General features: G+C 62.2%; 28 protein-coding genes. 15 read left to right on the top strand and 13 right to left on the bottom strand.

Annotation, left to right across the window (positions count from 1 at the left end):
- Positions 1–112: 112 nt before the first annotated feature.
- Both V1278_RS23885 and V1278_RS23880 read right to left on the bottom strand, forming a co-directional pair.
- Positions 113–277, bottom strand: a complete 165-nt coding sequence (locus V1278_RS23885; protein WP_334368642.1) for a hypothetical protein — start codon at positions 275–277, stop codon at positions 113–115.
- 9 nt (positions 278–286) lie between these two features.
- On the bottom strand, positions 287–520 hold the full coding sequence (locus V1278_RS23880) for a DUF6894 family protein (protein ID WP_334382391.1): 234 nt from the start codon (positions 518–520) through the stop codon (positions 287–289).
- A gap of 250 nt (positions 521–770) precedes the next feature.
- Between V1278_RS23880 and V1278_RS23875 the strand changes: the two genes are divergently transcribed.
- On the top strand, positions 771–956 hold the full coding sequence (locus tag V1278_RS23875) for a hypothetical protein (protein ID WP_028346367.1): 186 nt from the start codon (positions 771–773) through the stop codon (positions 954–956).
- 55 nt (positions 957–1,011) lie between these two features.
- On the opposite strand, the gene V1278_RS23870 is transcribed toward V1278_RS23875, so the two are convergent.
- From V1278_RS23870 to V1278_RS23860, 3 genes are all read right to left on the bottom strand, one after another.
- Positions 1,012–2,109, bottom strand: a complete 1,098-nt coding sequence (locus V1278_RS23870; protein ID WP_334382390.1) for a hypothetical protein — start codon at positions 2,107–2,109, stop codon at positions 1,012–1,014.
- Between the two features lie 288 nt (positions 2,110–2,397).
- Entirely contained in the window at positions 2,398–2,553 is a 156-nt protein-coding gene (locus V1278_RS23865) for a hypothetical protein (RefSeq protein WP_334368649.1), read from the bottom strand.
- A gap of 9 nt (positions 2,554–2,562) precedes the next feature.
- Positions 2,563–2,796 (bottom strand): DUF6894 family protein, encoded by a 234-nt coding sequence (locus V1278_RS23860; RefSeq protein ID WP_028346366.1) that lies wholly within the window; start codon positions 2,794–2,796, stop codon positions 2,563–2,565.
- Positions 2,797–3,120: 324 nt separating this feature from the next.
- On the opposite strand from V1278_RS23860, the gene V1278_RS23855 reads away from it, so the two are divergent.
- On the top strand, positions 3,121–3,450 hold the full coding sequence (locus tag V1278_RS23855) for a hypothetical protein (RefSeq protein ID WP_334382389.1): 330 nt from the start codon (positions 3,121–3,123) through the stop codon (positions 3,448–3,450).
- A 63-nt stretch (positions 3,451–3,513) separates the two neighbouring features.
- Here V1278_RS23855 and V1278_RS23850 read toward each other — a convergent pair whose 3' ends face one another.
- Complete coding sequence (locus V1278_RS23850) at positions 3,514–3,651, bottom strand: hypothetical protein (RefSeq protein ID WP_334382388.1); 138 nt, start codon at positions 3,649–3,651, stop codon at positions 3,514–3,516.
- 42 nt (positions 3,652–3,693) lie between these two features.
- On the opposite strand from V1278_RS23850, the gene V1278_RS23845 reads away from it, so the two are divergent.
- The 3 genes from V1278_RS23845 (at position 3,694) to V1278_RS23835 (ending at position 5,091) form a co-directional block, all read left to right on the top strand.
- Entirely contained in the window at positions 3,694–4,284 is a 591-nt protein-coding gene (locus tag V1278_RS23845; protein ID WP_334368654.1) for an NADPH-dependent FMN reductase, read from the top strand.
- A 160-nt stretch (positions 4,285–4,444) separates the two neighbouring features.
- A complete protein-coding gene (locus tag V1278_RS23840) occupies positions 4,445–4,795 on the top strand; it encodes a hypothetical protein (protein WP_334382387.1) in 351 nt (116 codons plus the stop codon).
- A gap of 110 nt (positions 4,796–4,905) precedes the next feature.
- Complete coding sequence (locus tag V1278_RS23835; RefSeq protein WP_065744956.1) at positions 4,906–5,091, top strand: hypothetical protein; 186 nt, start codon at positions 4,906–4,908, stop codon at positions 5,089–5,091.
- A gap of 72 nt (positions 5,092–5,163) precedes the next feature.
- Here the strand turns inward: V1278_RS23835 and V1278_RS23830 are convergent, their stop codons facing one another.
- Positions 5,164–5,388 (bottom strand): hypothetical protein, encoded by a 225-nt coding sequence (locus V1278_RS23830; RefSeq protein ID WP_334384342.1) that lies wholly within the window; start codon positions 5,386–5,388, stop codon positions 5,164–5,166.
- Positions 5,389–5,511: 123 nt separating this feature from the next.
- Here V1278_RS23830 and V1278_RS23825 point away from each other — a divergent pair, with 123 nt between their 5' ends.
- Complete coding sequence (locus V1278_RS23825) at positions 5,512–5,691, top strand: hypothetical protein (protein ID WP_334368658.1); 180 nt, start codon at positions 5,512–5,514, stop codon at positions 5,689–5,691.
- A 36-nt stretch (positions 5,692–5,727) separates the two neighbouring features.
- On the opposite strand, the gene V1278_RS23820 is transcribed toward V1278_RS23825, so the two are convergent.
- Entirely contained in the window at positions 5,728–6,639 is a 912-nt protein-coding gene (locus V1278_RS23820; protein WP_334382386.1) for a ketopantoate reductase family protein, read from the bottom strand.
- 298 nt (positions 6,640–6,937) lie between these two features.
- On the opposite strand from V1278_RS23820, the gene V1278_RS23815 reads away from it, so the two are divergent.
- Entirely contained in the window at positions 6,938–7,453 is a 516-nt protein-coding gene (locus V1278_RS23815) for a septal ring lytic transglycosylase RlpA family protein (RefSeq protein ID WP_442893828.1), read from the top strand.
- Positions 7,454–7,479: 26 nt separating this feature from the next.
- On the opposite strand, the gene pdxY is transcribed toward V1278_RS23815, so the two are convergent.
- Positions 7,480–8,337, bottom strand: coding sequence for a pyridoxal kinase PdxY (gene pdxY, locus V1278_RS23810; protein ID WP_334382385.1), 858 nt, complete (start codon positions 8,335–8,337; stop codon positions 7,480–7,482).
- A 109-nt stretch (positions 8,338–8,446) separates the two neighbouring features.
- Here pdxY and V1278_RS23805 point away from each other — a divergent pair, with 109 nt between their 5' ends.
- The 6 genes from V1278_RS23805 to V1278_RS23780 all read left to right on the top strand — a co-directional run bounded on the left by V1278_RS23805 (position 8,447) and on the right by V1278_RS23780 (position 14,079).
- Positions 8,447–8,716 carry a DUF2312 domain-containing protein gene (locus V1278_RS23805; RefSeq protein ID WP_028346359.1) on the top strand — a complete coding sequence of 90 codons (270 nt, stop codon included), beginning with the start codon at positions 8,447–8,449 and terminating at the stop codon, positions 8,714–8,716.
- 503 nt (positions 8,717–9,219) lie between these two features.
- Positions 9,220–9,489, top strand: a complete 270-nt coding sequence (locus V1278_RS23800) for a hypothetical protein (RefSeq protein WP_334368665.1) — start codon at positions 9,220–9,222, stop codon at positions 9,487–9,489.
- Positions 9,490–10,077: 588 nt separating this feature from the next.
- Positions 10,078–10,794: an ROK family protein gene (locus tag V1278_RS23795; protein WP_334382384.1), complete on the top strand. Its 717-nt coding sequence runs from the start codon at positions 10,078–10,080 to the stop codon at positions 10,792–10,794.
- A gap of 570 nt (positions 10,795–11,364) precedes the next feature.
- Positions 11,365–12,363 (top strand): Bug family tripartite tricarboxylate transporter substrate binding protein, encoded by a 999-nt coding sequence (locus V1278_RS23790; RefSeq protein WP_334368669.1) that lies wholly within the window; start codon positions 11,365–11,367, stop codon positions 12,361–12,363.
- 180 nt (positions 12,364–12,543) lie between these two features.
- Positions 12,544–13,578 carry an SH3 domain-containing protein gene (locus tag V1278_RS23785; RefSeq protein WP_334382383.1) on the top strand — a complete coding sequence of 345 codons (1,035 nt, stop codon included), beginning with the start codon at positions 12,544–12,546 and terminating at the stop codon, positions 13,576–13,578.
- Positions 13,579–13,818: 240 nt separating this feature from the next.
- Positions 13,819–14,079: a PepSY domain-containing protein gene (locus V1278_RS23780; protein ID WP_028346352.1), complete on the top strand. Its 261-nt coding sequence runs from the start codon at positions 13,819–13,821 to the stop codon at positions 14,077–14,079.
- Positions 14,080–14,176: 97 nt separating this feature from the next.
- On the opposite strand, the gene V1278_RS23775 is transcribed toward V1278_RS23780, so the two are convergent.
- The gene (locus V1278_RS23775) at positions 14,177–16,246 is read right to left on the bottom strand and encodes an ATP-dependent helicase (protein WP_334382382.1); all 2,070 of its coding nucleotides are present in this window, start codon (positions 16,244–16,246) and stop codon (positions 14,177–14,179) included.
- 204 nt (positions 16,247–16,450) lie between these two features.
- On the opposite strand from V1278_RS23775, the gene V1278_RS23770 reads away from it, so the two are divergent.
- Entirely contained in the window at positions 16,451–17,437 is a 987-nt protein-coding gene (locus tag V1278_RS23770) for a tripartite tricarboxylate transporter substrate binding protein (RefSeq protein WP_334382381.1), read from the top strand.
- 581 nt (positions 17,438–18,018) lie between these two features.
- Positions 18,019–18,609: a hypothetical protein gene (locus V1278_RS23765; protein WP_334382380.1), complete on the top strand. Its 591-nt coding sequence runs from the start codon at positions 18,019–18,021 to the stop codon at positions 18,607–18,609.
- A 492-nt stretch (positions 18,610–19,101) separates the two neighbouring features.
- Here V1278_RS23765 and V1278_RS23760 read toward each other — a convergent pair whose 3' ends face one another.
- The 3 genes from V1278_RS23760 to V1278_RS23750 all read right to left on the bottom strand — a co-directional run bounded on the left by V1278_RS23760 (position 19,102) and on the right by V1278_RS23750 (position 21,946).
- On the bottom strand, positions 19,102–19,422 hold the full coding sequence (locus V1278_RS23760; protein WP_334382379.1) for a hypothetical protein: 321 nt from the start codon (positions 19,420–19,422) through the stop codon (positions 19,102–19,104).
- A gap of 506 nt (positions 19,423–19,928) precedes the next feature.
- The gene (locus tag V1278_RS23755) at positions 19,929–20,996 is read right to left on the bottom strand and encodes a PIN domain-containing protein (protein WP_334382378.1); all 1,068 of its coding nucleotides are present in this window, start codon (positions 20,994–20,996) and stop codon (positions 19,929–19,931) included.
- Positions 20,997–21,127: 131 nt separating this feature from the next.
- Positions 21,128–21,946 (bottom strand): HAD family hydrolase, encoded by an 819-nt coding sequence (locus tag V1278_RS23750; protein WP_334382377.1) that lies wholly within the window; start codon positions 21,944–21,946, stop codon positions 21,128–21,130.
- Positions 21,947–22,077: the final 131 nt, after the last annotated feature.

Here is a 22,077-nt window from a genome sequence, read left to right as displayed (position 1 = left end):
GCGCTCTTGCGCCGTGCCCACCATATCGCCGCGGCGGCGCACTAACGGTGGACACGCTTCGCTTTGCCAACCCTACAAGACTACAAGACTACAAGACTACAAGACTACAAGACTACGCGACTCCTACGCCGCCTTGATGCTTCTCGTGCCATTTTGGGCCGGGGCCGCGCATGTAGTGCAGCTCGGGGCGATAGGGGTTGCGGGCAAGGTCGAGCAGAACCTGCAATCGCGCGGCGACCTGGTTCAGATATCGAAGAAGCGATTGCACGGCCAGCATGGCGACCTCTCAATGCGGCTCGCCGAGCACGGACGAAAACGGCAGGGCGAAGATTTCGACGTGGAGATCGTCGCTCGCATGCAGTGTCCAGTCGCGCCAGTCTTCCGGGCACTGCGCCGTAATCAGCGACTGCACGACGCGGGCGGCGTGGTCACGCGCTTCGGCCAGATTTCCGACGGCAAGGCCACGCTGAACGATGCGTGCGCCCTCGGAATTGGAGCAGTGGAAATAGACTAATGCCATGTCCGACTCCCGCGATTGCGATTCACGCTGAAAAAATATCAGGCGGACGACCGGCTTGATATTCGGGGAGATTGCGGGCGGGATATTACGGGGGAGAGCCGCCCCGGGTGGAACCGCGCGATCCCAAGATTTGTCCTAAAATTATCTACTGCGGCAGGAGGAACGAGATTTTCGGTTCGGCCGTTTTGACGAGGAAGCCGCGACATTCGAATCACTGCGGCGAGGACGGATGCAACCCCGGGAGAGCAACATGATGTCGGAAATGCAGATCCACACGATTGCACGCCAGATGATGGAAAAGCACGGCCTCACCGCGATCGCACAAGCCGCACACAATGCACAGGCTTGCGAGAGCAGTGGCGATATCGAGGAAGCCAAGGAATGGCGTCATATCGAAGACGCCATGAAGCTGATGCGAGGCCCGCATCAGAGCTAGCGGATTTGTCCCGGATGCGGCGCGGCACAGCGCGCGGCATCCGGGACACAGTTACTTACCGCAGCGGCATCGGCGGGCGGACCACCGGCTCGCCGTCATCAGCCATGGTTTGCTGCGGCGGTGCCGGCGGCAGCGGCGCGGGGGCGGCGGCTGGCGGCGGAGGGGGGACATAGGCGGCTTGAGCCGGTGGATAGTAAGCCGGCTTCGGCTTCCGGACAGGCGCGACAGGCGCATTCGCGGATCGGGGCGGTGGCGGCGCGGCTGTTACCCTCGGGCGAAAATTCTGTTCGGGTCGGACCTCAGCAGCCCTCGCTTCCGAAGCTTTCATTTCGGCAGCCTTGTCGGTAGCCTTGGCAAATTCCCGCGCCATTTGCGCCTGGCTTGCCTTGAGCTGCGCGATAGTCGCCTTCAGCTCCTCGACCTGCTGGCCCATCGCGGCGAGATCCTGTGCCATGGATTGCAACTGGGCCGATTCCGTGGAGGGAGCAGCCGCGGCAGTAGCCGTGGGTTCGGGTTGAGCCGGTGCTGCCGTTGCCGCCGGCTCCGCTGCGGCCTGATCGGTTGCGGCGGCTGGAGCAGCCGGCGCGCTCGGTTGCCCGGCCACGACGGGCTTGGCTGCCGAAGGCAAGGCAGCCAGCACGAAGGGCGGCGCCCATTCGGCAGCCATCGCCTTGGCCTGATCGCCATAGTGCTGCCAGGCGGCGGCACCAATGGCGCCGACCAGGGCCAACAGCGCCATCATCACGCGCTTCGTCCATTTGGCCATCGGCCGCTCGCCGGCGGCGTTCAGGCCATCCAGCTTGATCTCCTCGCCCGGTCTGATGTTGTCGGCTTGGACATCACGCATCTGGGCATCGCGCATGTCGGTGGTGCGAAACGTCGGTTCGACCTGCGGGGTTGGCGCGCTGATCGAAATCGCGGGCGCGACGTGAACCTGCGACTTGGCCGCGGCTTGGACTTGCGGCGGTGCCGCGGCTTGGACTTGCGGCGCAATATTGACCTGCGGCGCCACCGGTTGGACTTGCGGCGCTACGGGAGCGGTGGCCGGATCGTGGGCCAGCGGCGGCGCCTTGTGGGCGTGCGCGGCCAGCACCGATTCGATCGCAAAAACGTCGTGCGGATCAGCCTCTTTCAGTGTTGGCGTGGATTGCATTGGCGGTCCCTTGCTCAGTCCAATGTCACCCGGATCGGGGCGGCAAGCATGCTCTGCTGCGTGGAAAACCTCTGCCCTGGCCACCACACGGCCAGCGAGGTTTGACCAAAGCAAGGCGAGAGCGTGGAGAGGTTGGGGCTGCGGCTCCCCCGCCGGACTGGAACCCGGGCGCAGCGATCATACCTGCAGGCGGCCGGGGGCGGCCGGGCACGGGCGCCTGTCATCGGGCCGCGCTACGCGCAGACCCGTTGGCGCTCCTCACGATGAGGAGCTTACGACGCAGTGAGGTTAGAGGACGGCGCCTGCGCTGCCTGCCGGATGCCTGGCGTGCCACTTTGGGCCGGGGCCGCGCATGTAGTGCCGCTCGGGACGATAGGGGTCGCAGGCGCGCTCGATCAGGTGGTGCCACCGTGCCATGATCGCATCCAGGCGGCGGAGCAACATGGCAACCTCTCAGTGCGGCTTGCCGAGGACGAAGGCGAAGGGCAGAACGAAGATCTCCTCGTCGAAATCGTCGCTGACATGCACGACCCAGTCGCGCCAGTCTTCCGCGTCCCGCCCCATGATGAGCGATCGAACGATGCAGGCGGCGCGGTCACGCGCCTCGGCGAGGTCGCTCACCGCTTCGCCGGATCGGTCGAGCCGGACTTCCCGGGAGTTTGAGCAGTGGAAATAGACCTGGGTCATGTCGGGCCTCCTGTTGCAGGCGATCTTCATTGTTGGTCGCAGGCTAGCCGGACAAGGTTCTGGCGCTCCGTGATGCGCGTCACGGTCGCGTGTTAGGATTTTGTTAAGACTGTAATGGTCAAATTTTAGGCATGGAATCGCAGCGGAACCGGACCTCCCGAGCCGGCAGTTGCAAGAGAAGGCCGGCGGCGTAACGCCCGTCGGCCTTTTCTCTTTGCGACCCGCAGCAAATCGCCGCTGATATTCACGGCGCTGTGAATTCGCCTCCGGAACCAGCATCTTACCTGCCCGTTCGCTCTTCATGTTCACATTGGAGAATGAGCGATGACAAAACTCACACTGCTCGGCGCGGCCGCCATCCTTGCGGTAGGGCTCGCGACGCCTGCGCTCTCGCAGGAAGCCACCCAGGAGCCCGGCATGATCGGGTTCTCCCACCCGAACTCCGACTATCTGCTCGGCGGATACGGCGTGCGAACGCCAAGCCGTTATGACTACAGCTATTACTACGGCCCGCGTGTGTATGGCCCGCGCGTGTATTATCGCCCGGGCTATGTCGGCGGACCGGTTGGCGTGGCAGTCGGAACGGCGGCTGCAATCGCGGGTGCGCCGTACGTCGATTCATATGCCTATTATGATGGGCCCGGCTATTGGTAGAGCCGGACTAGCAACTGCAAAGAAGCGGCCGCAAGGCCGCTTTTTTGTTGGCTGCTTGAACCTTCAGCGGGTGGCTGCGGCATAGGACGACAGCAGTGCGAGGAAGATGATCGTGTTCAGCACGGTCGCGCCGAGGATGAGTTCGATCGCCTTGCCAAGGCCATCGAGGCGGCTCAGGCCTTGCATGAGAATGGCGCGCATGGTTCCAGTGTCATCATCCAATGTCCTGAGGGTTGAGGTCTCATGAGCAACCGTATCCTCGTCCTTTACGGCTCCTACCGTTCCGACCGCATGGGCATTCGTCTCGCGCAGTTCGTCGTCGAGGGGTTTCGCGCGCGCGGCGATGATGTCGAGTTGATCGACGCCAAGGCGATCGGCCTGCCGATGCTGGACCGGATGTACAAGGAGTATCCGAAAGGTGGTGCGCCCGCGGCGCTCGAAGAACTTGCGGGAAAGATCCGCAGCGCCGACGGCTTTGTGTTGGTGACCGGCGAATATAATTGGGGCATGCAGCCGGGGCTGAAAAATCTCACCGACCATTTTCTGGAAGAATGGTTCTGGCGGCCGGCGGCGATCGCGAGCTATTCGGCCGGCCGCTTCTCCGGCGCACGCGCCGCGCTCGCCTGGCACGGCACGCTTTCGGAAATGGGCATGGTGGTGATTTCGAGCTCGGTCGCGGTCGGGCCGATCGCGCAGACGCTGAGCGAAGACGGCAAGCCGATCGGCGAGGGCGGCAAGGCGCTGGCGCACGCGTTTCCGCGCTTCGCCGATGATCTCGTGTGGTGGATGGAGGCGGCACGGGCGCAGCGGGAGCGCAAGAAGCCGCCTTATTGAGGGGCACATCTCCCATGCCCCGAACGGAGCGCAATGTTGGCGAAAACGCACCCACTTTTCGCCACGGCTGGACAGCAGATTGCGAATTGCCTGCCATCTTCCGCCTTTCTTGAGCTGCCGCAGGCAGCTCGTCCATTTGCTTCATGCACGGGTAGAATTGATGTCGCCAACGAAAGCGCGCTGCGGCCTGCTTGTTCTTGTGTTGATGGCCGCGCTCTCCGGCCCGGCTGTCGCGCAGAATCTCGATCAGGGCAAACCGGCGCCGAAACTGTTTGCCGAAGGTTGCGCGTCTTGCCATCGCAGCCCGCGTGGGCTCGCCAAGGGCCGCTTTCACCTCACGCTCTATTTGTTTTTGCAAAAGCACTATTCCACCGGCGCGAGCTCGGCCTGGGCGCTGACGTCCTATCTGGAATCCATCGATAGCGAAAAGCGCGCCGCGGCGAAGCCGCAGGCAGCGTCAGCCAAGTCGCGATCATCGATGCGTCCGCCGGCGCGGGTGCCGTCGCGATAGGCCGCGTCGCCATCGCTTGCTCACGGCAACGCTGCGAAATCTCCCCGACGCGGCCATCTTTTCGACTTTTGCCGGCATAGCATCATCAGCATGTGTGGTGGCGGGGAGTAATGACGATGGTAGTGGCTGAACTTCAGACCAAGGTGGAGAAGTACGAGAGCCGGGCCGGCAAGTGCGAAGCAAAGGCCAAGGAGGCCACGGACAAGGCGCAGCAGGCCTTCTACGAAGGGCTGGCCGGCTACTACGCGAGCCTCGCCACGGATTTCCGCAAGATTCTCGAGAAGCGAACCGCGTAGGCGGCACCATTGGCGGATTACGCCTTCGGCTAATCCGCCAAATCTACGCTCTACGAAATGGCATACGCGTATTCACGCGCCGCCGATGGCGCGGGTGATCGTTCCGCCGCCGCCGCAATTGGGGCAGGGAGAGCCGTTGATTCGGCCCTTGCCGTGACATTCGGGGCAGATGTCGTCGCCGGTGCCGGGCGTTCCACGGGGTGCTTCATCGCCGGGATTGAGCATTGAATTCGCCGCCTGCATCTGGGCGTTCGAGCGCGTTTTGGTGCTTTGCGAATTTGGCGCCTTGTTCCGCATGGTGCGTGCCTCCTTGAGAGATTTGCGACAACGCCGTTGCGGGCAGGAGGTTGCGAGGATGCGCAACCTTCGCCGCTGCGAAAGCGTTGCAACGACATGACGGAACACCCGACGATGCACCCCATGACGAGCTTCAACCCATCGGAGCCCGCCGTCCTGCACGACCTCGCAAGCGACCAGATCATCACCTGGATCGGCGATGAGGCCGACGATTTCCGCCGCTTCAGCCGCGCGCGAGACGACGGCACAGTGGCGTGGCGGGAGTATGTGTTCGACGGCTGGGGAAATGTGATGGGCGGGTGAGAGCGCGCCAGACCAGTGTGCGCGGCATGCAGCCCGCTACTGCCGTTGCCGCGATATCTTCTTGCCGTGTTCGGCGAGCTTCACCATCACCTGCAGCGCCTGATTGGTCGGCGTCACGATGCCGAGTTCGGCGCCCTTGCGCACCACATGGCCGTTGAGAAAGTCGATCTCGCTGGGCTTGCCGCGGGCGAGATCCTGCGCGGTGGACGACATCTGGTTCGGCATCATGGTGGGGATGTTCAGGATATGCTCGAGGAGGTCGTCGGGAATCGAAACGCCGCACGCGCGGGCGACGGATATCGCTTCCTGCACCGCGCTTGTGACGACATCCCGGGTGCCTGCGACGTCCAGCATCGGCCCGTAGGAAATGCTCGCCACCGCAGACAGCGCGTTGAAGGCGCAGTTGATGATCAGCTTGCTCCACAGCGTCCGGTCGATGTCGTCGGCGATCGTGATGCCGATGCCGGCGGCCTGAAGCATTTCGGCCAGCGCTGCGCTCGCGGCCGAGGGGCCGATGGCGAGATCGCCGCCGCCGTGATGCCTGACGTGGCCGGGACCGGCCATCTCGCTGCCGACATAGACGACGACGGGAATGACAGCGTGGCCGGTGACGGCAGAGAGGCGCGGTGCGTTGTCGACGCCGTTCTGCAGGCTGAGCACGGAGGTTTCCGGCCGCAGTCGTCCGGCGAGCGACCGGCCGGCCAGTTCGGTATCGGCCGACTTCACGCAGACCAGCACCAGATCGGGCGAGGCGAGGGTAGTCGTGTCGGTCGCGGCGCGGGCGGGCAGGTACTCCCTGAAACTCGTGGTGTCCAGCAGCAGGCCATGCGTGTTGATGGCGTCGACATGCGGCGGCCGGCCGATGAACGTCACGTCATGCCCGGCTTTGAGCAGCAGTCCGCCATAGTAGCATCCGACCGCTCCGGCTCCGACGACTGCGACTTGCATGTTTCTCTCCCTTCGGCTGAGTGGGTCGGGTAGCTGATCTGAGCCGATGCCGCAATTCTGGCTGAACTCCTAATTCCTGTGACCCAATCACCACACTCGAACCAAATTGCGCTGAGGAAGCTGTGCCTGATCGGGTCCGGTCACGCTTCCGCCCAGATTCGGTCCCGCGATGGACGCGTGTTGGTTTTCGGCTTGGGCTGGGGCGCGGGCGGGGAAATGCAACATGTCTTCCATTGGCTGCACCAGTACTTCGTGCGTCGACGTCCGGGCAGGCCGGACTCAACTTGAAGCGCGATCAATCACGGCCGGGCACGCAGGGAGATTCATACGACTGCTTGCTGTCACGCTGGGAGCGGCATCGCTTGCGGCTTGCGCGCAGTCCTCGGTCGTCACCCAAAAATCCGAGCTTCGCGCCAGCCGGCAGGCGTCGCTGGACCAGGATCGAACCACATCGTCCATGATGAAGAGGCGCGTGGCCGCCGTGAGAAAGCACACCCGGTCTGCGTCGCGCAGGGATGCAGGCGGCACCAAGACGGCCTCGCATGGGGTTGCCAGCTTCTACACCGAGGGAACGAAGACCGCGAGCGGCGAAAAGTTCAACACGATGGAAATGACCGCCGCCCATCCGACATTGCCGTTTGGCACCAAGTTGCGCGTGACAAACGTCGCGAGCGGCCAGTCGGTGACGGTGCGGGTCAACGACCGCGGTCCCTACGTTCGGGGGCGCGTTGTCGACGTCTCCTATTCCGCAGCCGACGCGCTGGGAATGGTGGGGAAAGGTGTTGCCAAGGTCAAACTCGACGTCGTGCAGTAGCGGGTGAGTCGAGCGGGCTAAGCGGCCTACGATCCGCTGATAGCGATGGGGTCGAACCGGCGCTTCGGATCAACCAGTGACGCTGCGCTCTCGACGATGCGCATTTCCTCCATGCCGCTGGCCGCGGTGCGTTCCAGCACGGCGAAGATGGCGGAGGCGGCGTGGCTGAGCGCTTCCGGCGTGTTTGCGCCGCGGAGGCGGGCGGATACCAACAGCGCGGCAAAGAGATCGCCGGTGCCGTTCGGACTGATCGGCAGTTTCGGCGTGCGCACGCGCCACGCCTTTGCGCGCTCGATGGCCAGCGTCTCGATCTCGCCTTCCGGCGTATCGGCCAGCTCGGCGCTGGTGACCACGACGGTCGACGGGCCGCACGACATCAGCGCCCGCGCCGCCGCGATTGCCTGATCGATCGTCGCAGCCTTCGTCCCGCACAGCCATTCGAATTCGAAATGATTGGGCGTGATGACATCGGCTAGCGCGCAGAGATGATCGCGCACCAGCGGCGGGATGTCGGCGTGGACGAACAGGCCGCGGTCGCGATCCCCGAGCACGGGATCGCAGCAATAGCGCAGCGTCGGATTACGAGCCTTGGCGCGCGCGACGAAGTCCGCAACCACGTTGGCGTTCTCGGCCGAGCCGAGATAGCCCGACAGGATCATCTGCGCGGCGTCGATCGCACCGCGCTCCTCGATGCCGCGCAGCAGATCGGCAACGAGATCTGCAGCGAGCACGCGGCCGCGGATGGTCGGATAGCCCGGCCGGTTGGAAAGCAGCGTGGTCGGCACCGCCACGACGTCGATGCCGTGCATCTGCATCGGAAACACCGCGGCGCTGTTGCCGACATGGCCGAAAGCGACCTGCGACTGAATCGAAATCACGTTCATGCGGATAAGTCTGGGAAATGGCGAATTGCCGGGCGGGAACCTGCCGAGGTTAACACATTGGTTATTTGTTTGCGGGCATTTTCACGATCCTATTCAACAAAGAGGCACCATGTCTGACATCACCATTCCCGGCGGGCGGATTCGTTCTTTCGTTGAGCGGATCGAGAACATCGACAGCGAATTGCAGGAGCTGAACGAGCAGAAGAAGGAAGTGTTTTCGGAGGCCAAGGGCGAAGGGTTTGACGTGAAGATCCTCAAGGAGATCATCAAGCTGCGCAAGCAGGACCAGGACGAGCGCGACGAGCGCGAAAGCCTGCTCGATCTCTACATGCGCGCCATGGAAACCGCGCCGCCGGAGAAGGAAGCGAAGGCGGCCTGATACAACGCTGGCCGAGCTTGTCCCGGCCCTCCACGTCTTTCGACTTCATCGTGTAGATAGCGGCCCCGCCAATTCGTCGCGAGAGCTGCGGATTACGCGGCACAGCACGAGAGGGCGGAGCTCGCGGCTTACCCCTCTCCCCAACCCTCCCCCGCAAGGGGGGAGGGAGCCTGACGAGCGTGCTCATCTAACAGAACCATACAGTTGTTCTGGTCTGCACCGTCAGGGACGCAGCGTGGATGGGTTCCCTCTCCCCTTGCGGGAGAGGGTTAGGGAGAGGGGTGCCGTTTGCTCCGCTGCCAAATGGAGCCTCCGGCTTGCGCCGCGCCTTCTGATTTCCTGGCTGCAACGCGGAAAATTCCGGCGAACCCTTGCGACTGATCGCGCGACCAACGGCCGGCTCCGCATTCTATCCTCGCATGTGTGCATTGCAACAATGTGCTATTGCAGCGCAGCAAAATGACTATTAGGTCCGTATTTCAAGCTACCTATGGAGAACTGAAGTGAAGAAGATTTCCCTGTCCATCGCTGCCGCCGCTCTGCTCGCGATTCCGGCTGCAACTGGCGCTGTCGCGGCCGAGTTGCCGGCTTTTGAAAAGGCGGGCTTTCCGGTTTCGGCCGCGCAGGTTCAGGCGCTGGGCGCTGAAAACGTCCAAGAAGCGTCGCCGGTCGCAAATTCGGCCACGCCGTTTCAGCTCAGCGTCCTGACGCCGCGGAACAGGATCACGACCGCACAAGGCCAGACCGACACCACCGGTCGCGCCATTCGCTGAGCACAGCCGTTTGATCGGCGCTTGAGCTGAGCTTGTTACTGCAAGCCGTACACAGGCGCTGACGAGCGACCCACTAAGTCCCAGCCTTGCAAAAAAGCCCGCGATGTCGTCGCGGGCTTTTTCGTGATGAGCGCGTGCGTCGTCGACGCGCAATCGCGAAGCAAACGCGTTGTTAAGAATTGGCTCGCGCTGATTTCTCGCGATTCCGATTCGTTCTTTGCGAACAAAGTGGAGTCGGATGGAGAACAAAGCTGTGGTGCTGCTTTTTCCTTGCTGGCACCGACGCGCCGATTGGATGCGAGCGAAGCGGCGGACTGCGCGGAGCCTGTCATCACTACGCGAGCGCTACTGCGCTCGTCGCGGGCCGCGCGTCGCATGAGCCGACGGGTCGAGCACGTCCGTGCTACGCAAGCACGAAGCAAAACGCGTTGTTAAGAATTGGCTCGCGCTGATTTGCACGATTCCGATTCGTTCTTTGCGAACAAAATAGAGTCGGATGCAGAACAAAGCTGTGATGCTGCTTGTCTCTCTGCTTCAGGTGAGCATCGGCTGGCGTTATGATCATCCGACAGCGCAGGGCACGAACTCATGGCGAAGAAAAAAACGGGCAAGCGTGCATCGCGGCATACGGTCCTCGTGATCGACATCGGTGGTTCGCGCGTGAAGGTCATGACCAGCACGGAGCGAACCAGGCGCGCGTTTGCGTCCGGGCCCGAGCTATCCGCGAAAGTGATGGTGAGGAAGGTCAAGGCGCTGACGAAGGACTGGTCCTATGACGTCATCGCGGTCGGGTATCCGGGACCTGTGGTCAACAACCGGCCCTTGTCGGAGCCTCACAATCTCGGTCTCGGGTGGGCCGGTTTCAATTTCGAAAAGGCCTTCGGCCGCCCGACCAAGGTCGTCAACGATGCGCTGATGCAGGCGATCGGCAGCTACCAGGGCGGCCGGATGCTGTTCTTAGGGCTCGGAACGGGTCTTGGCTCCGCGATGATCGTGGATGGCATTCTGGAGCCGATGGAGCTCGCTCACCTGCCGTACCGCAACGGCAAGACGTTCGAGCAATGCGTCGGTGCCGCAGCCCTCAAGCGCGTTGGCAGGAAGAAATGGCAACGCGCGGTCGATGACGTCCTGAAGCGTCTGCTCGCTGCACTGGAGCCGGATTACGTCATGCTGGGTGGCGGAAACGCCGACAAGATCGACAAGCTGCCGCGCAAGGTCCGCCTCGGCGCCAACACCAATGCGTTCGAGGGCGGATTTCGGCTGTGGAAGAAGGGGGCAGTCAAACCGCGCGGTGCACGCCGATAGAGAATGCCGTCCTGACGGCGTCAGTGAGTAGGAGCAGGCTATTGACGATCAGGGTCCGGTCGTTCGGTCGATTGCTCGACCTCTTGCCCCCAAGCGCCCTCAAGCGGCCGGGACGCCGCCGCCTGGTTGCCTCGGATATAGGATGGTCGCGTGATCCTGCGCTCGTAGTGGGAGGCGAGTTGCAGCAGCCGCCTCTTGATCAACGGGTCAGCTTGCTCGGCGAGGGCCCTGACTGTCCTTGCCCTTTCCCTGCAAAACTCGTCGTCCATATTCGTCCCCGGAACTCGAGCACCACGGGCGAAAGTGTAGGGCAGGTGGTTTGAACCGCGTGTGGGCCAGGTCACAGATCCGGGTCGACTGTCCCGGGGTGAGTGGGCTGCGCCATCGTCGGGGTCCTTTTGTTTAGTGAGCGGGTTCCCAGCATCGCGGACAGCCCGTAAGCTGTGTTAGCCGAACGCGCCCCACCTCTCGTCAGAGATCATCGCGGAACGCCGATCGAAGACGGAGCGAAGGAGAAGAGAACAGCGAAAAGCTGTGAGGCGGCGTATGGCCTAAAAGGGGAGGACACCGATGCCGCTGTCTATCGACCGCCGTCGCGCGCTTGCGCTCCTTGGCTCTTCCGTTGCCGCGCCGTGGCTTATGCCGCACGCGGGACGCGCGGCAGAGGCCTGGCCGATCCGGCCCGTGAAATACGTCAACGGCTTTCCGGCCGGCGGCGCCACCGACACGCTCTCGCGCCTGCTCTGCCAGAAGATGAGCGAACTGTCCGGGCAATCTTTCGTGGTCGAGAACAAGGCCGGCGCCGGCGGTGTGCTGGGCGCGGACGCGATCGCAAAAGCGCCGGCGGACGGCTACACGGTCGGGCTCGGCGGCATCGCCTCCAACGTGCTCGCAATCGGTAGCTACGCAAAACTCCCGTATCGCCCGCGCGAGGATTTCACCTTCATCTCCGGCATGTGGCAATTGCCGAACATTTTAAGCGCGAAGAAGGACCTGTTCTCCGCAGACCTCAAGGAATTGCTCGCGGCGTTCAAGAAGGAGCCGGGCAAATACACCTATGCCTCCGCGGGCTTCGGCACCACGCTGCATCTCTCCGGCGAAATGCTGAACAGCATGGCCGGCGTCCAGCTCCGCCACGTGCCCTATCGCGGCGCAGCTCCAGCGCTGAACGACCTGCTCGGCGGCAATGTCGATCTGCTGTTCGACAACCTGCCGGGCTCGCTGCCGAGCGTGCGCTCCGGCGCGATCAGGCCGGTCGCGGTCACCGCGAAGAAGCGGATCGCGGAGCTTCCTGACGTGCCCGCGTTCGCCGAATTGCTGCCCGGCTACGAGATCACCTCATGGACCGCGCTGATCGGCCCCGCCAACATGCCGCCCGACCTCGTCGCGCAGATCAACGCGCTCACCGCAAAGGCCCTGAACGACCCCTGGCTCAAACAGCGCTACGCCGACTTAGGCGCCACCACGTGGCCGACCACGCCGCAGGAGATCACGGCTTATCGCGACAGCGAGGAAGCGCGACTGTTGCCGATCATGAAGGCGGCGGGAATTAAGCCGGAAGGTGGGTGAGGGTGGTCTCCGAGGCTCGCCTGCCGAGATCGCCCTGAGAGTTTGCTTGCGCAGAGCCCATGACGAACAAATGAGCCGCGTCTCGCGCCTGCGAGACGCCTGCATCCTTCGGCTAACGCGACCCTCCTCAGGGAACACCTGTTTCGCTGCGGCGTTCCTGCTCGAGAGGAGGAATTCGCCATGAAATTTAGAGCATTGTTCATTGCAGCAGCCATGCTGCTGATGCCGACCGCCGCACTGGCAGCGCCGGGCATCGTTACCACCACGGTCAGCCTGAAGGCCGGGCCCGGTGAAGGCTTTCCGACCGTCGACCGCATTCCCGGCGGCACCCGTGTCAACATCCACGGGTGCTTCAGAGGCAAGGCCTGGTGCGATGTGAGCTGGTCGGAGGATCGTGGCTGGGTGTCGTCGCGGTATCTCCAATATCTCTACCGCAACCGCTACGTCTATCTGCCCGACTATGTCGACGAGATCGACGTTCCCATCGTGCCGTTCGTGCTGACCACGTACTGGTCGAGCCACTATGCGGCACGTCCCTGGTATCACCGCCGCGCCCACTGGAGTGGCTACTGGCGGTCGCATGAGCGTGTCGCAACGCGGTTGACGATCGACCGCTCGGCGGCCCGGATCGGCCGCGCGGCGGTCGCGCGCGACGCTGCGCTCCCCGAGGCAAGGACGCGTGTCGGCGTCGAGGAGAGGTCGCGTGCCCGTGTCGAGGAACGGACGCGCGCCGGTGTGACGGAGCGGAGCCGCGCCGGCGTGACGGAACGCGTGACGCGGGAGAGGGACATCACGACGCGTGGCGCACGCGAAGGGCGCGAACGCGCGGTGGTGCGGGACCGCATGACGCGGGAAGACGCGCGGACGGCGCGTGAGAGCGCGCGGCGGATGACGCGTGAGGACGCAAGAGCGACGGTGCGCGAGCAGCCGACAACCCGCGGCCGCCCGCAGACGCCGCCGATCATGGCGCGCGGCCATGACGAACCGCGTGCGGCTGCGCCGCGGATGGACCGTGCCACGCCTCGCATGACGCAGCCCGATGCGGCGCGCGGTGGCGGCGGCCCGCCGAACGTACGCGCGCAGCAGACGCCGGCCCCGGCCGCCCCGCGCGCAGCAGCGCCCGCGACGCAGGGCGGCGGCGCGCCGCAGATCGCACCGCGCGGGGGTGGCGGTGGACCGGGCGGTGGCGGAGGCCCCGGTCAGGACAGGCGCTAAATGAAAGAAAAGCCCGGCTGTGAGCCGGGCTTTTCTTTTGCGCGACGATCATCCGGACAACGCTTGGGTACTACGCTGCTCCAAGCGTGTATGGCGAGCTAGTTAGCGAGCGGGAACCGCCGCGAAATCGCCACAACTGCCGAAATTTCACGCTGTTCCGCGATCTCTGGTGTTGGAACACACTACACTGCCGCTCGTTCTAACTGGCGTAACGGCTCAACGCGTTCGACAGGAGTGTCCATGCGAAATGTCATTCTTCCAATTGTCACTGCCTTAGCGCTTGGTGCAGCGACACCTGCCGTCGCCTTCGATTCCGGTGACCAGATTTCGATGGAGACCGCGCTCGACGTGGCGACCGGTCTCGGCGTCATGACGGTGTCCTACACCCAGTTCCAAGGCGATCAGTGGGAGATCAAAGGCCGCGACCGCGCGGGTCGCTGGATGGAAGTCTATGTCGACTCGCGAACCGGCGAAGTGCGCCACATGAATCGCGGATGGTAGTTGCGTTCTCACCGGCGAGTAACGAGTAGCAAGCAGCCTGTATGAGCCAAACCGGGTCGCGCATTCGCGCGACCCGGTTGCTCGTCCGGCCACGCTGCTAACGCCACATGCCGCGCATGCGTTCACGAATATCCATCTGCACGTTTTGATTTGGCGTCGGGCGTGCCGCCGGGGACGCAGCCGGCCATGTCTGCCGTTCGAACAGCTTGACCAGATGATCCGGTATGAACCGCGTCCGGGACGCATAGACATGCCGGTCGCCGCGTGCCTGCTGGCCGTGCACGAAGAAGCGCTGCGGCACGATCAGATGCAGATCGTCCTTGGCGCGCGTCATCGCAACATACAGAAGACGTCGCTCTTCTTCGAGTTCAGCCGTCGTGCCGGCGCCGAGATCAGACGGCATGCAGCCGTCGACGACGTTCAAGGCGTATACCGACTTCCATTCCTGACCCTTGGCAGAGTGGATCGTGGACAGGATCAGATAGTCTTCGTCTCGCAGTGGTGGCCCGGAGCGATCGCTGGTCGCGTCAGGTGGATCGAGCGTGAGCTCGGTCAGAAAGCGCTCGCGGGAAGGATAGCCCGAGGCGATCTGCTCGAGCTGCAATAGGTCGGCCAGCCGCACCTCGGCATCCTCGTGAATTCGCTCCAGATGCGGGGTGTACCAGAGCCTGATACGTTCGATGTCAACAGGCCATTCCGAATAGCGGAGATTACCAAGCGTTTCGACGAACGCGGTCCAATCCTGGCCGGCGCGGGGAGGCGTCGGCAGCGCTGCAAGCGCGGCGATCGGATCGGCCATTACGGTGGTTTGATCGAGAATGCGCTGCGCCGACGCCGGGCCGATACCGGGCAGCAAATGAAGCACGCGGAATCCGGCGACGCGGTCCCGCGGGTTCTCGACGAACTTGAGCAGCGCCAGCACGTCCTTGACGTGGGCGGCGTCCAAAAACTTCAGGCCGCCGAACTTGACGAAGGGAATATTGCGCCGCGTCAGCTCGACCTCCAGCGGGCCGCTGTGTGAGGACGTCCGGAACAGAACAGCCTGCTCCTTGAGACGCGATCCTTCCTCGCGGTTCGATAGCACCTGCTCGACGATGTAGCGCGCCTGGTCGGCCTCGTCGCGAACCGTGACCAGACGGGGTAGCTGGGCCGAATTGCGCTCGGTCCAGAGGTTTTTGGTGAAGCGTTCTCTGGCAAGTCCAATCACGCCATTGGCGGCCGCCAGAACCGGCTGAGTGGAGCGATAGTTGCGGTCGAGCGTGACGATCTCTGCTTTTGGGCTGAAGTGATCGGGAAAATCCAGAATGTTTCTGACGGTGGCCGCGCGAAACGAATAGATCGATTGGGCGTCGTCCCCGACCACCGTAAGGCCGCGACCGTCCGGCTTGAGCGCCAGTAGTATCGTCGCCTGAAGCCGATTGGTGTCCTGATACTCGTCGACCATGACATGATCGAACCGGCCGCCGATCTCCTGCGCGATTCCCGGCTCGGAGACCATCTGCGCCCACCACAATAGCAGATCGTCATAGTCGAGCACGTTCTGCTTCTGCTTGGCCTCGACGTAAGCAGCGAACAATTGCTTGAGTTCGCCGGCCCATCCCGAACACCAGGGATAATGCTGTCCGAGCACCGCCTCGATCGGCGCCTGCGCGTTCACGCAACGGGAATAGATCGCAAGACACGTGCCCTTGGTGGGAAAACGAGACTCGGTCTTTGAAAATCCGAGCTCGTGGCGCACCAGGTTGAGCAGGTCTGCCGAATCCTCCCGATCATGGATGGTGAAGGCCGGATCGAAGCCGATGCGTTCGGCATATTCGCGCAGCAGCCGTGCCCCGATGCCATGGAAGGTCCCGGCCCAGGTCAGCGCCTCCGTCATGATACCGGCCTTGTCGCCGAGGACACGGCGCGCGATGCGTTCGACACGCTGCGTCATCTCGGCGGCGGCACGGCGCGAAAACGTCATCAGCAGCATGCGGCGCGGGTCGGCGCCTTTGATGATGAGGTGGGCAACCCGGTGCGCGAGCGTGTTGGTCTTTCCGGATCCTGCGCCGGCAATGACAAGGAGAGGCGAGCCTATGATTCCATCCGGGCCGATGCCGTGCTCGACGGCCCTGCGCTGCTCGGGATTGAGGCTGTCCAGATATTGATCGGTAGTTTCAGCGAGCACGAATCACCCCATGTCGATCGGAGGATCGGCGGATTCGCTGAAGGTCGCAATGAGGGATGTCCGCGGCTCGCCCTCGGCTAACTCGCCCTACGTTTGCTTCTCCTTGACATGTCAGCGCTCCGCCGCCCGAATGGCGAATAGCGCATAAGCGCCCGTCGCGGTGTCTCACCCGGCGCATAAAAAGCAGAGCGGGAGGGTTTGCGAATGTTTCGCCAGGTCAGCAATTTGGTCAGAAATCTCGCGCTTGCGGCGCTTGCGGCCGCAAGCCTGCTCGGCGCCGGAAACGCGCAAGGGGCCTTCCCGGAGCGGCCGATCACGCTGATCGTGCCGTGGGCCGCGGGCGGCGGCACCGACGCGGTCGCGCGCCAGATCGCGAGCATGCTGGAACGCGATCTCAAGCAGCCGGTGAACGTCGTGAACCGCACGGGCGGTTCGGGCGTGGTCGGCCACCAGGCGATCGCCACCGCCGCGCCTGACGGCTACACGTTCGGTCTCATCACGCTCGAGATCAACCTGATGCACTGGGTGGGGCTCACCGATCTCACCTGGGAGAAATATACGCCGATCGCGCTGGTCAATCAGGACCCCGCCGCGATCCACGTCAAGGCGGACTCACCCTACAAGACCGTCAAGGAGCTGTTCGCGCATATCAAGGCGAACCCGAACAAGGTGGTGGCCTCGGGCACGGGGCAGGGCGGAAGCTGGCATGTCGCGCTCGCCGGCCTGATGCAGGCCGACGGCGTTTCGCCCGGCTCGATCCGCTGGGTGCCGTCCACCGGCGCTGCGACCGCGCTGACCGATCTGGCGGCCGGCGGCGTCGATTTCGTCGCGTGCTCGATGCCGGAAGCCGAGGCGCTGCTCAAGGCGGGGCGTATCCGCAGCCTCGTGTTCTTCTCGCCCAAGCGCGCGCCGAACTTCCCTGACGTGCCGACCACCGAAGAGGCAACGGGTCACAAGTGGCACAAGGGTGTGTGGCGCGGCTTTGCAGCGCCCAAGGGCCTGCCGAAGGAGATTGCCGCGCAGTACGAGATCGCGATCAAGAAGATCTGGGACAGCGAAGAGTTCAAGGAGTTCATGAACAGGCGCGGCTTCGACATGATCTATCTGGACTCGGCGAAGTTCGCGGAGTTCATGAAGGCGGACAACGAAGACAACGGCAAGGCGCTGAAGTCGCTCGGGCTGGCGAAGTAAGCGAATAGTGAGCGTAGCCCGGATGAGCCAACGGGTCGCGCGAATGCGCGCCCAGCGACGAGCGCAATTGCGCTCGCGCCGTGATGACAGGCTCCGCGATATCCGGGTGGTGCTGGGGTTGTCCCGGATGTCGCCGCGCTCGTCGGGGCTGCTTGCTGACGATACCGCCTCCCGGACTCGGTGCAGATACTCTTCCGCAGTACACCGCAGGGCCCAGACACAAAATCGCGAAAACAACCCCATGCAAAGTAGCGAGCGTAGCCCGGATGAGCCAATGGGTCGCGCGAATGCGCGCCCGATGACAGGCTCCACGAAATCCGAGGCGGTGCTCGGGTTGTCCCGGATATCACTGTGCTCATCCGGGCTACTCGCTGTGGAAGAAAAGGGGGCTACAGTCAACGCAAGGCCGAGCCGCCATGCCGCGTGCGTGTCTCGCATCGGAATCCAAGGGCAACGGTAGCCCGTTCCTCCGGTCTTGGCATCGGCGGTACGTTGTCGAAGATGTCCTCCTGAAATTTTTGAGGCACCCACTTGGCTTGGGTGTAGAATTGATGCCGGTTGCCCACTACAGGAGGTAAGCCATGAACAGGCTCTATGCTCTCGCGTCGGTTGGGTTCTGCGTCGCATCGGCAGCCCTCACCATCACATCGGCATCGGCTCTTCCCACCGAGGAAGTCCCGAAGACCGAACCAGAGTACATCGCCAAGGTGAAGACCGCTGCTCCGGCGTCGGTCGTGAACAACGCGACGATCACCATGCCGCAGCCGGATGGATCTTCCAAGACGATCCAAACCGGATCGAACGGTTTCACTTGCTTTATCGGAAATGACGGAACGCCCGAATGCGATGACGAGAACGCCATGGAATGGCGCAAGGCTCTGCAGGCCAAACAGACTCCGCCGAACAAAATTGGCCTCATTTTCATGCTGGACGGTGACACAGGCACGAGCAATCATGATTCCGCCGAACGGCACACGCACAAGCATTGGGTCCAGACCGGGCCGCATGTCATGATCGTCGGCGGCGCAGCACGCGAGATGCTCAGTCCCTATCCGCGCGATCTGGATGTCAAAGACCCGACGCAGCCCTACGTCATGTTCCCCGGCAAACCCAACGAGCACCTGATGATCCCGGTACACTCGGAACCGATTACGACGGGCAGTGCACGGTAACGCGCGAATTCCGCTGTGCCTGAGGCCAGCGGCACGGCGGTCGGTTAGGTTGAAACAGCGGAACAGGCTCCGCGGCGCTGCCCGTCGGGATGGTGCCCTGTTCTCTGGAATATGCTCGGTGGGTAGGGTGGATTAGCCAACGGGTCCGCGCGATGCGCGGCCCGATGACAGGCTCCGCGTAACCGCGGATCAATCGCTGGCAAAAGTGGCGGATTACGCTGGCGCTAATTCATGAACAGGCGCGGCTTCGACATGATCTATCTGGATTCGGCTGGCTTCGCGGAATTCATGAAGGCGGACAACGAGGACAACGGCAAGGCGCTGAAGTCGCTCGGGCTGGCGAAGTAAGGTGCCGCGCCTGCGGCCGCCGTCGAGGCTCAGCACCTGATAAGGGCGTACGTCCGCCGGATCAGCCGAAGGCGTCATGCTTGCGCGCGAGGCGACGCAGTTTGCTGGCCGAAGGCACAACAGCGGAGCGTATTGCGCCTTGTGTCATTTCGACGCCTCAACGAGCTTCTGCGCCGCCTCCATATCATCGACGTAATACTTCTTTTCGCACTTGGCATTGAACGGCGCCAAGGCGGCGTTGTGCGATCGTACGTCATTGTTAAACGCTTCTTGGTCGGCGCGATAAGAGACGATCATCGCATTAAGTTGCCGGACATCGTTATTGAACCGATCGACTTCCGATTTGATCCGCGTGTTGACCCGCGGCTCGCGAAGGTCAATTTCGGCTTTTGTCCGATCAATACTATCGATCTTGCTCTTTAACATCGCTCTGTTGGCATCAATTGCGTCGCTTGCCTTATCCATCAACTCGGACGTTTCAGGCAGTCGACCAACTGATCTACGGTAAGAACATCTGGCGTGTAGCTCTTGCGTGGAGCGTGCAAGAGCGCGTTTCCGCCGCCACGAGCCGCACCACTGAAAAAGCGACCGCCACGACGCGCATCCGCTTCATCAATGGTCGCAACAACGGTAGTAGCTACCGCAGTTAGGAGAATGCAGAACGCTTTCATGCCAGCCCCCACGGAGATGGGGCAATGTAGCCTTGGTCGGCACCGCTCCACAATCCCCGGTAGTAGAAATCGATACGCAAGAGCGAGGATTTCGCATCGGCGGTATTAGAGATGTCTCGGATGCCGCTTCGCTCATCCGGACTACGCTTGCTGGCTCTCGTTGAGGTTGTGGCGTTCCGACCAAGTTAGCGAGCGTAGCCCGGATGAGCGCAGCGACATCCGGGGGCGATGTTAGAGTGGTCCCGGATGTCGCTGCGGGCTGATGAAAGAGGTGTCAGGGCGGGGTTGTGGATAGCTTTGTCAGGTATAGAGCTCGTCCCAGTCTTCGCCGATCACCCAGCGCAGGGCGGATAGCTTGCCGTTGATCATACCCCAATCAAACTTTGAGTAAGGACCCAGGCTTTCCTTCCCGTATTTCTTTTCAACGCGGTTCGCCGATTTGATAGCCCCAGCCAGGATATCGTCCACTACCAGCCTTCCCATGCCGCTCGCGCGGTGATGCTTGGGTCCGAAGTCCTTCTTCGCAATGATCTTGCATTTTCCGGTCTGAATCTCATGCCGCATAACCATATGACGGTCGTACCAAACACGGTCAGTTAGTTCGTCGATCGCGTTTAATACTTCGCTGGGTTTGCGGGGCTCAATGGTAAATTCGTGTTCGTACATCGCCTCTGCAAATTCGTTCGGCCGAAGGGCGCGCAGGGCGTCAATCAGCTTAATGAAGTACCGCGATTTGATGCGTGAAAAATACTGCGAGATATCAGAATGCGGCTTTCGTTGGTCGCCGCCTTGCAGGCTGAAATCCTTCACGTTGTGAGTTACAAACACAGAGCGGCCCGGGTGTCCCGCAATCTGCCCATAGAGCTCCAAAATTACGGCGTCGGCGAAGCTGTTTTTGCCTGTATGGAATGGCGCCTTCTTTTGGAGCGCTCTCGCTGAAGCCGATTGCATGGCCGCGCTTTGATCTCCAAGCCACGAGCATTTCATGAAAAGCGTTTCCACTCGGGCTACCGAGGCGGCGGTTACATCCAAAGAGTTGCTCAGAAGGTAGTCGATATCGTCTAGCACGTCGGCGGCTTTGCGCCGCTTCCTCGCGTCGCCATACGTCCAGACCGCGACCTTGGCCCGCCTGAGCGTACTCGAAAGGCTGCGCCCGCTTTCCTTGATGACGCGGTCTTTGTTGCGGTCGAACTCGTCCCTGACAATCTGCGGTACAACAAGATCAATGACGCCGCGATTTGTAAGGTTTTCCAGCGCTCCCAGTAGAGGCTCGTTTGCCTCGCTTCCGACTAGGTCGAGCCAAACGCATGTGTCCAGAAAAAGTCGTGCAGCGGTCACTGTTCGCTCTTTACCCTTCAATTTGGTCAATTCGTGCTCTCCATCTTCGGGCCGAGAGCTAGTAGCCCGGATGAGCGAAGCGAAATCCGGGACGGTGTTAGAGTGATCCCGGATGCCGCTTCGCTCATCCGGGCTACTTGCTAAACTGATGCACCAGCCGGCTAATCGCGCTCCATGACATGGACCGCATGATTCGCCGCTACTTTGTCGATTACTGCGCGAAGGATTTCGTCGAGCCGCCTGCCTTCTGAATAATCCGCGGGTGCGATGAAGTCTGCACGCTTGTCATGTATAAGCTTCTCCGCGCGGGCTTTCTTCGATCGACTTCCAGGCTGATAGACCGCTATTGAGTGACCGCCTTGATCTCTAACTAGCCGCATGCACGGAATATCGGTTTCGCCGTCGCCGATGAAAACTATGTTGGTGAAAGGCACCGGCCGCTCGGCGTGCGGAACGAAGTCGTTGATTAGTCCGTGATCATGCACACGAAGAGACCCCTTGTTGATCCGGAAAAGGTACTGGGTCTTTGTTGTGTAGTTGATCGCTAACGCGGGCCACTTGGCAGCCCCATTTGCATCATAAGCAAACGACGAAGCGAACACCTTTGTAAATTTCCTCCCAATCTTTGTTGCTTCGATCATCTCCTTGATGCCAGATGATATAATGAAGTGCTGCAGCTTGACTTGTCGTTCCTTCGCGTAGGCATTGATATGGTCGAACCAATTGCTAGCGCCCCGAAAAAGTTTTACAGTTTTCCCGTGCTCCGCGAAATCTCGTTTGCGGACCGGAACATCTTGGGCTGCGGCGCGCTCTAGCATGTACGTCATGTACGAAAGCACCTCGTCTGCTTCGTGCTTCTCTGCGCGCGCTTTGTTGTTCTGCCAAAAGGTTGTCTTCTTCATTCCGATTGCGGGGATGAAGCTATTTTCCTGAATATTGCCTGGCGCCAGTGTGCCATCGAAATCATACGCGATGGCCATTGGGATGAGTTTTCGAGTCATCGGCTAGAACCAGATCTCGTTCAGCACTGGCGGACCAAAAAAAGAAGCCCCGCCGTTGCCGGCAGGGCTTTTGTCGTGGATGGACGGTTCGTTAGACATCGCCGCGGCGC

Source organism: Bradyrhizobium sp. AZCC 1577 (assembly GCF_036924575.1).
Classification (GTDB): Bacteria; Pseudomonadota; Alphaproteobacteria; order Rhizobiales; family Xanthobacteraceae; genus Bradyrhizobium.
This window is presented reverse-complemented; position numbering and strand designations above follow the sequence as displayed.

Bases quoted from the DNA above. Each gene is read 5' to 3' on its own strand.
- V1278_RS23885 (WP_334368642.1), bottom strand. From the start codon at position 277: ATGCTGGCCGTGCAATCGCTTCTTCGATATCTGAACCAGGTCGCCGCG.
- V1278_RS23880 (WP_334382391.1), bottom strand. From the start codon at position 520: ATGGCATTAGTCTATTTCCACTGCTCCAATTCCGAGGGCGCACGCATC.
- V1278_RS23875 (WP_028346367.1), top strand. From the start codon at position 771: ATGATGTCGGAAATGCAGATCCACACGATTGCACGCCAGATGATGGAA.
- V1278_RS23870 (WP_334382390.1), bottom strand. From the start codon at position 2,109: ATGCAATCCACGCCAACACTGAAAGAGGCTGATCCGCACGACGTTTTT.
- V1278_RS23865 (WP_334368649.1), bottom strand. From the start codon at position 2,553: ATGTTGCTCCGCCGCCTGGATGCGATCATGGCACGGTGGCACCACCTG.
- V1278_RS23860 (WP_028346366.1), bottom strand. From the start codon at position 2,796: ATGACCCAGGTCTATTTCCACTGCTCAAACTCCCGGGAAGTCCGGCTC.
- V1278_RS23855 (WP_334382389.1), top strand. From the start codon at position 3,121: ATGACAAAACTCACACTGCTCGGCGCGGCCGCCATCCTTGCGGTAGGG.
- V1278_RS23850 (WP_334382388.1), bottom strand. From the start codon at position 3,651: ATGCGCGCCATTCTCATGCAAGGCCTGAGCCGCCTCGATGGCCTTGGC.
- V1278_RS23845 (WP_334368654.1), top strand. From the start codon at position 3,694: ATGAGCAACCGTATCCTCGTCCTTTACGGCTCCTACCGTTCCGACCGC.
- V1278_RS23840 (WP_334382387.1), top strand. From the start codon at position 4,445: ATGTCGCCAACGAAAGCGCGCTGCGGCCTGCTTGTTCTTGTGTTGATG.
- V1278_RS23835 (WP_065744956.1), top strand. From the start codon at position 4,906: ATGACGATGGTAGTGGCTGAACTTCAGACCAAGGTGGAGAAGTACGAG.
- V1278_RS23830 (WP_334384342.1), bottom strand. From the start codon at position 5,388: ATGCGGAACAAGGCGCCAAATTCGCAAAGCACCAAAACGCGCTCGAAC.
- V1278_RS23825 (WP_334368658.1), top strand. From the start codon at position 5,512: ATGACGAGCTTCAACCCATCGGAGCCCGCCGTCCTGCACGACCTCGCA.
- V1278_RS23820 (WP_334382386.1), bottom strand. From the start codon at position 6,639: ATGCAAGTCGCAGTCGTCGGAGCCGGAGCGGTCGGATGCTACTATGGC.
- pdxY (WP_334382385.1), bottom strand. From the start codon at position 8,337: ATGAACGTGATTTCGATTCAGTCGCAGGTCGCTTTCGGCCATGTCGGC.
- V1278_RS23805 (WP_028346359.1), top strand. From the start codon at position 8,447: ATGTCTGACATCACCATTCCCGGCGGGCGGATTCGTTCTTTCGTTGAG.
- V1278_RS23795 (WP_334382384.1), top strand. From the start codon at position 10,078: ATGGCGAAGAAAAAAACGGGCAAGCGTGCATCGCGGCATACGGTCCTC.
- V1278_RS23790 (WP_334368669.1), top strand. From the start codon at position 11,365: ATGCCGCTGTCTATCGACCGCCGTCGCGCGCTTGCGCTCCTTGGCTCT.
- V1278_RS23785 (WP_334382383.1), top strand. From the start codon at position 12,544: ATGAAATTTAGAGCATTGTTCATTGCAGCAGCCATGCTGCTGATGCCG.
- V1278_RS23780 (WP_028346352.1), top strand. From the start codon at position 13,819: ATGCGAAATGTCATTCTTCCAATTGTCACTGCCTTAGCGCTTGGTGCA.
- V1278_RS23770 (WP_334382381.1), top strand. From the start codon at position 16,451: ATGTTTCGCCAGGTCAGCAATTTGGTCAGAAATCTCGCGCTTGCGGCG.
- V1278_RS23765 (WP_334382380.1), top strand. From the start codon at position 18,019: ATGAACAGGCTCTATGCTCTCGCGTCGGTTGGGTTCTGCGTCGCATCG.
- V1278_RS23760 (WP_334382379.1), bottom strand. From the start codon at position 19,422: ATGGATAAGGCAAGCGACGCAATTGATGCCAACAGAGCGATGTTAAAG.
- V1278_RS23750 (WP_334382377.1), bottom strand. From the start codon at position 21,946: ATGGCCATCGCGTATGATTTCGATGGCACACTGGCGCCAGGCAATATT.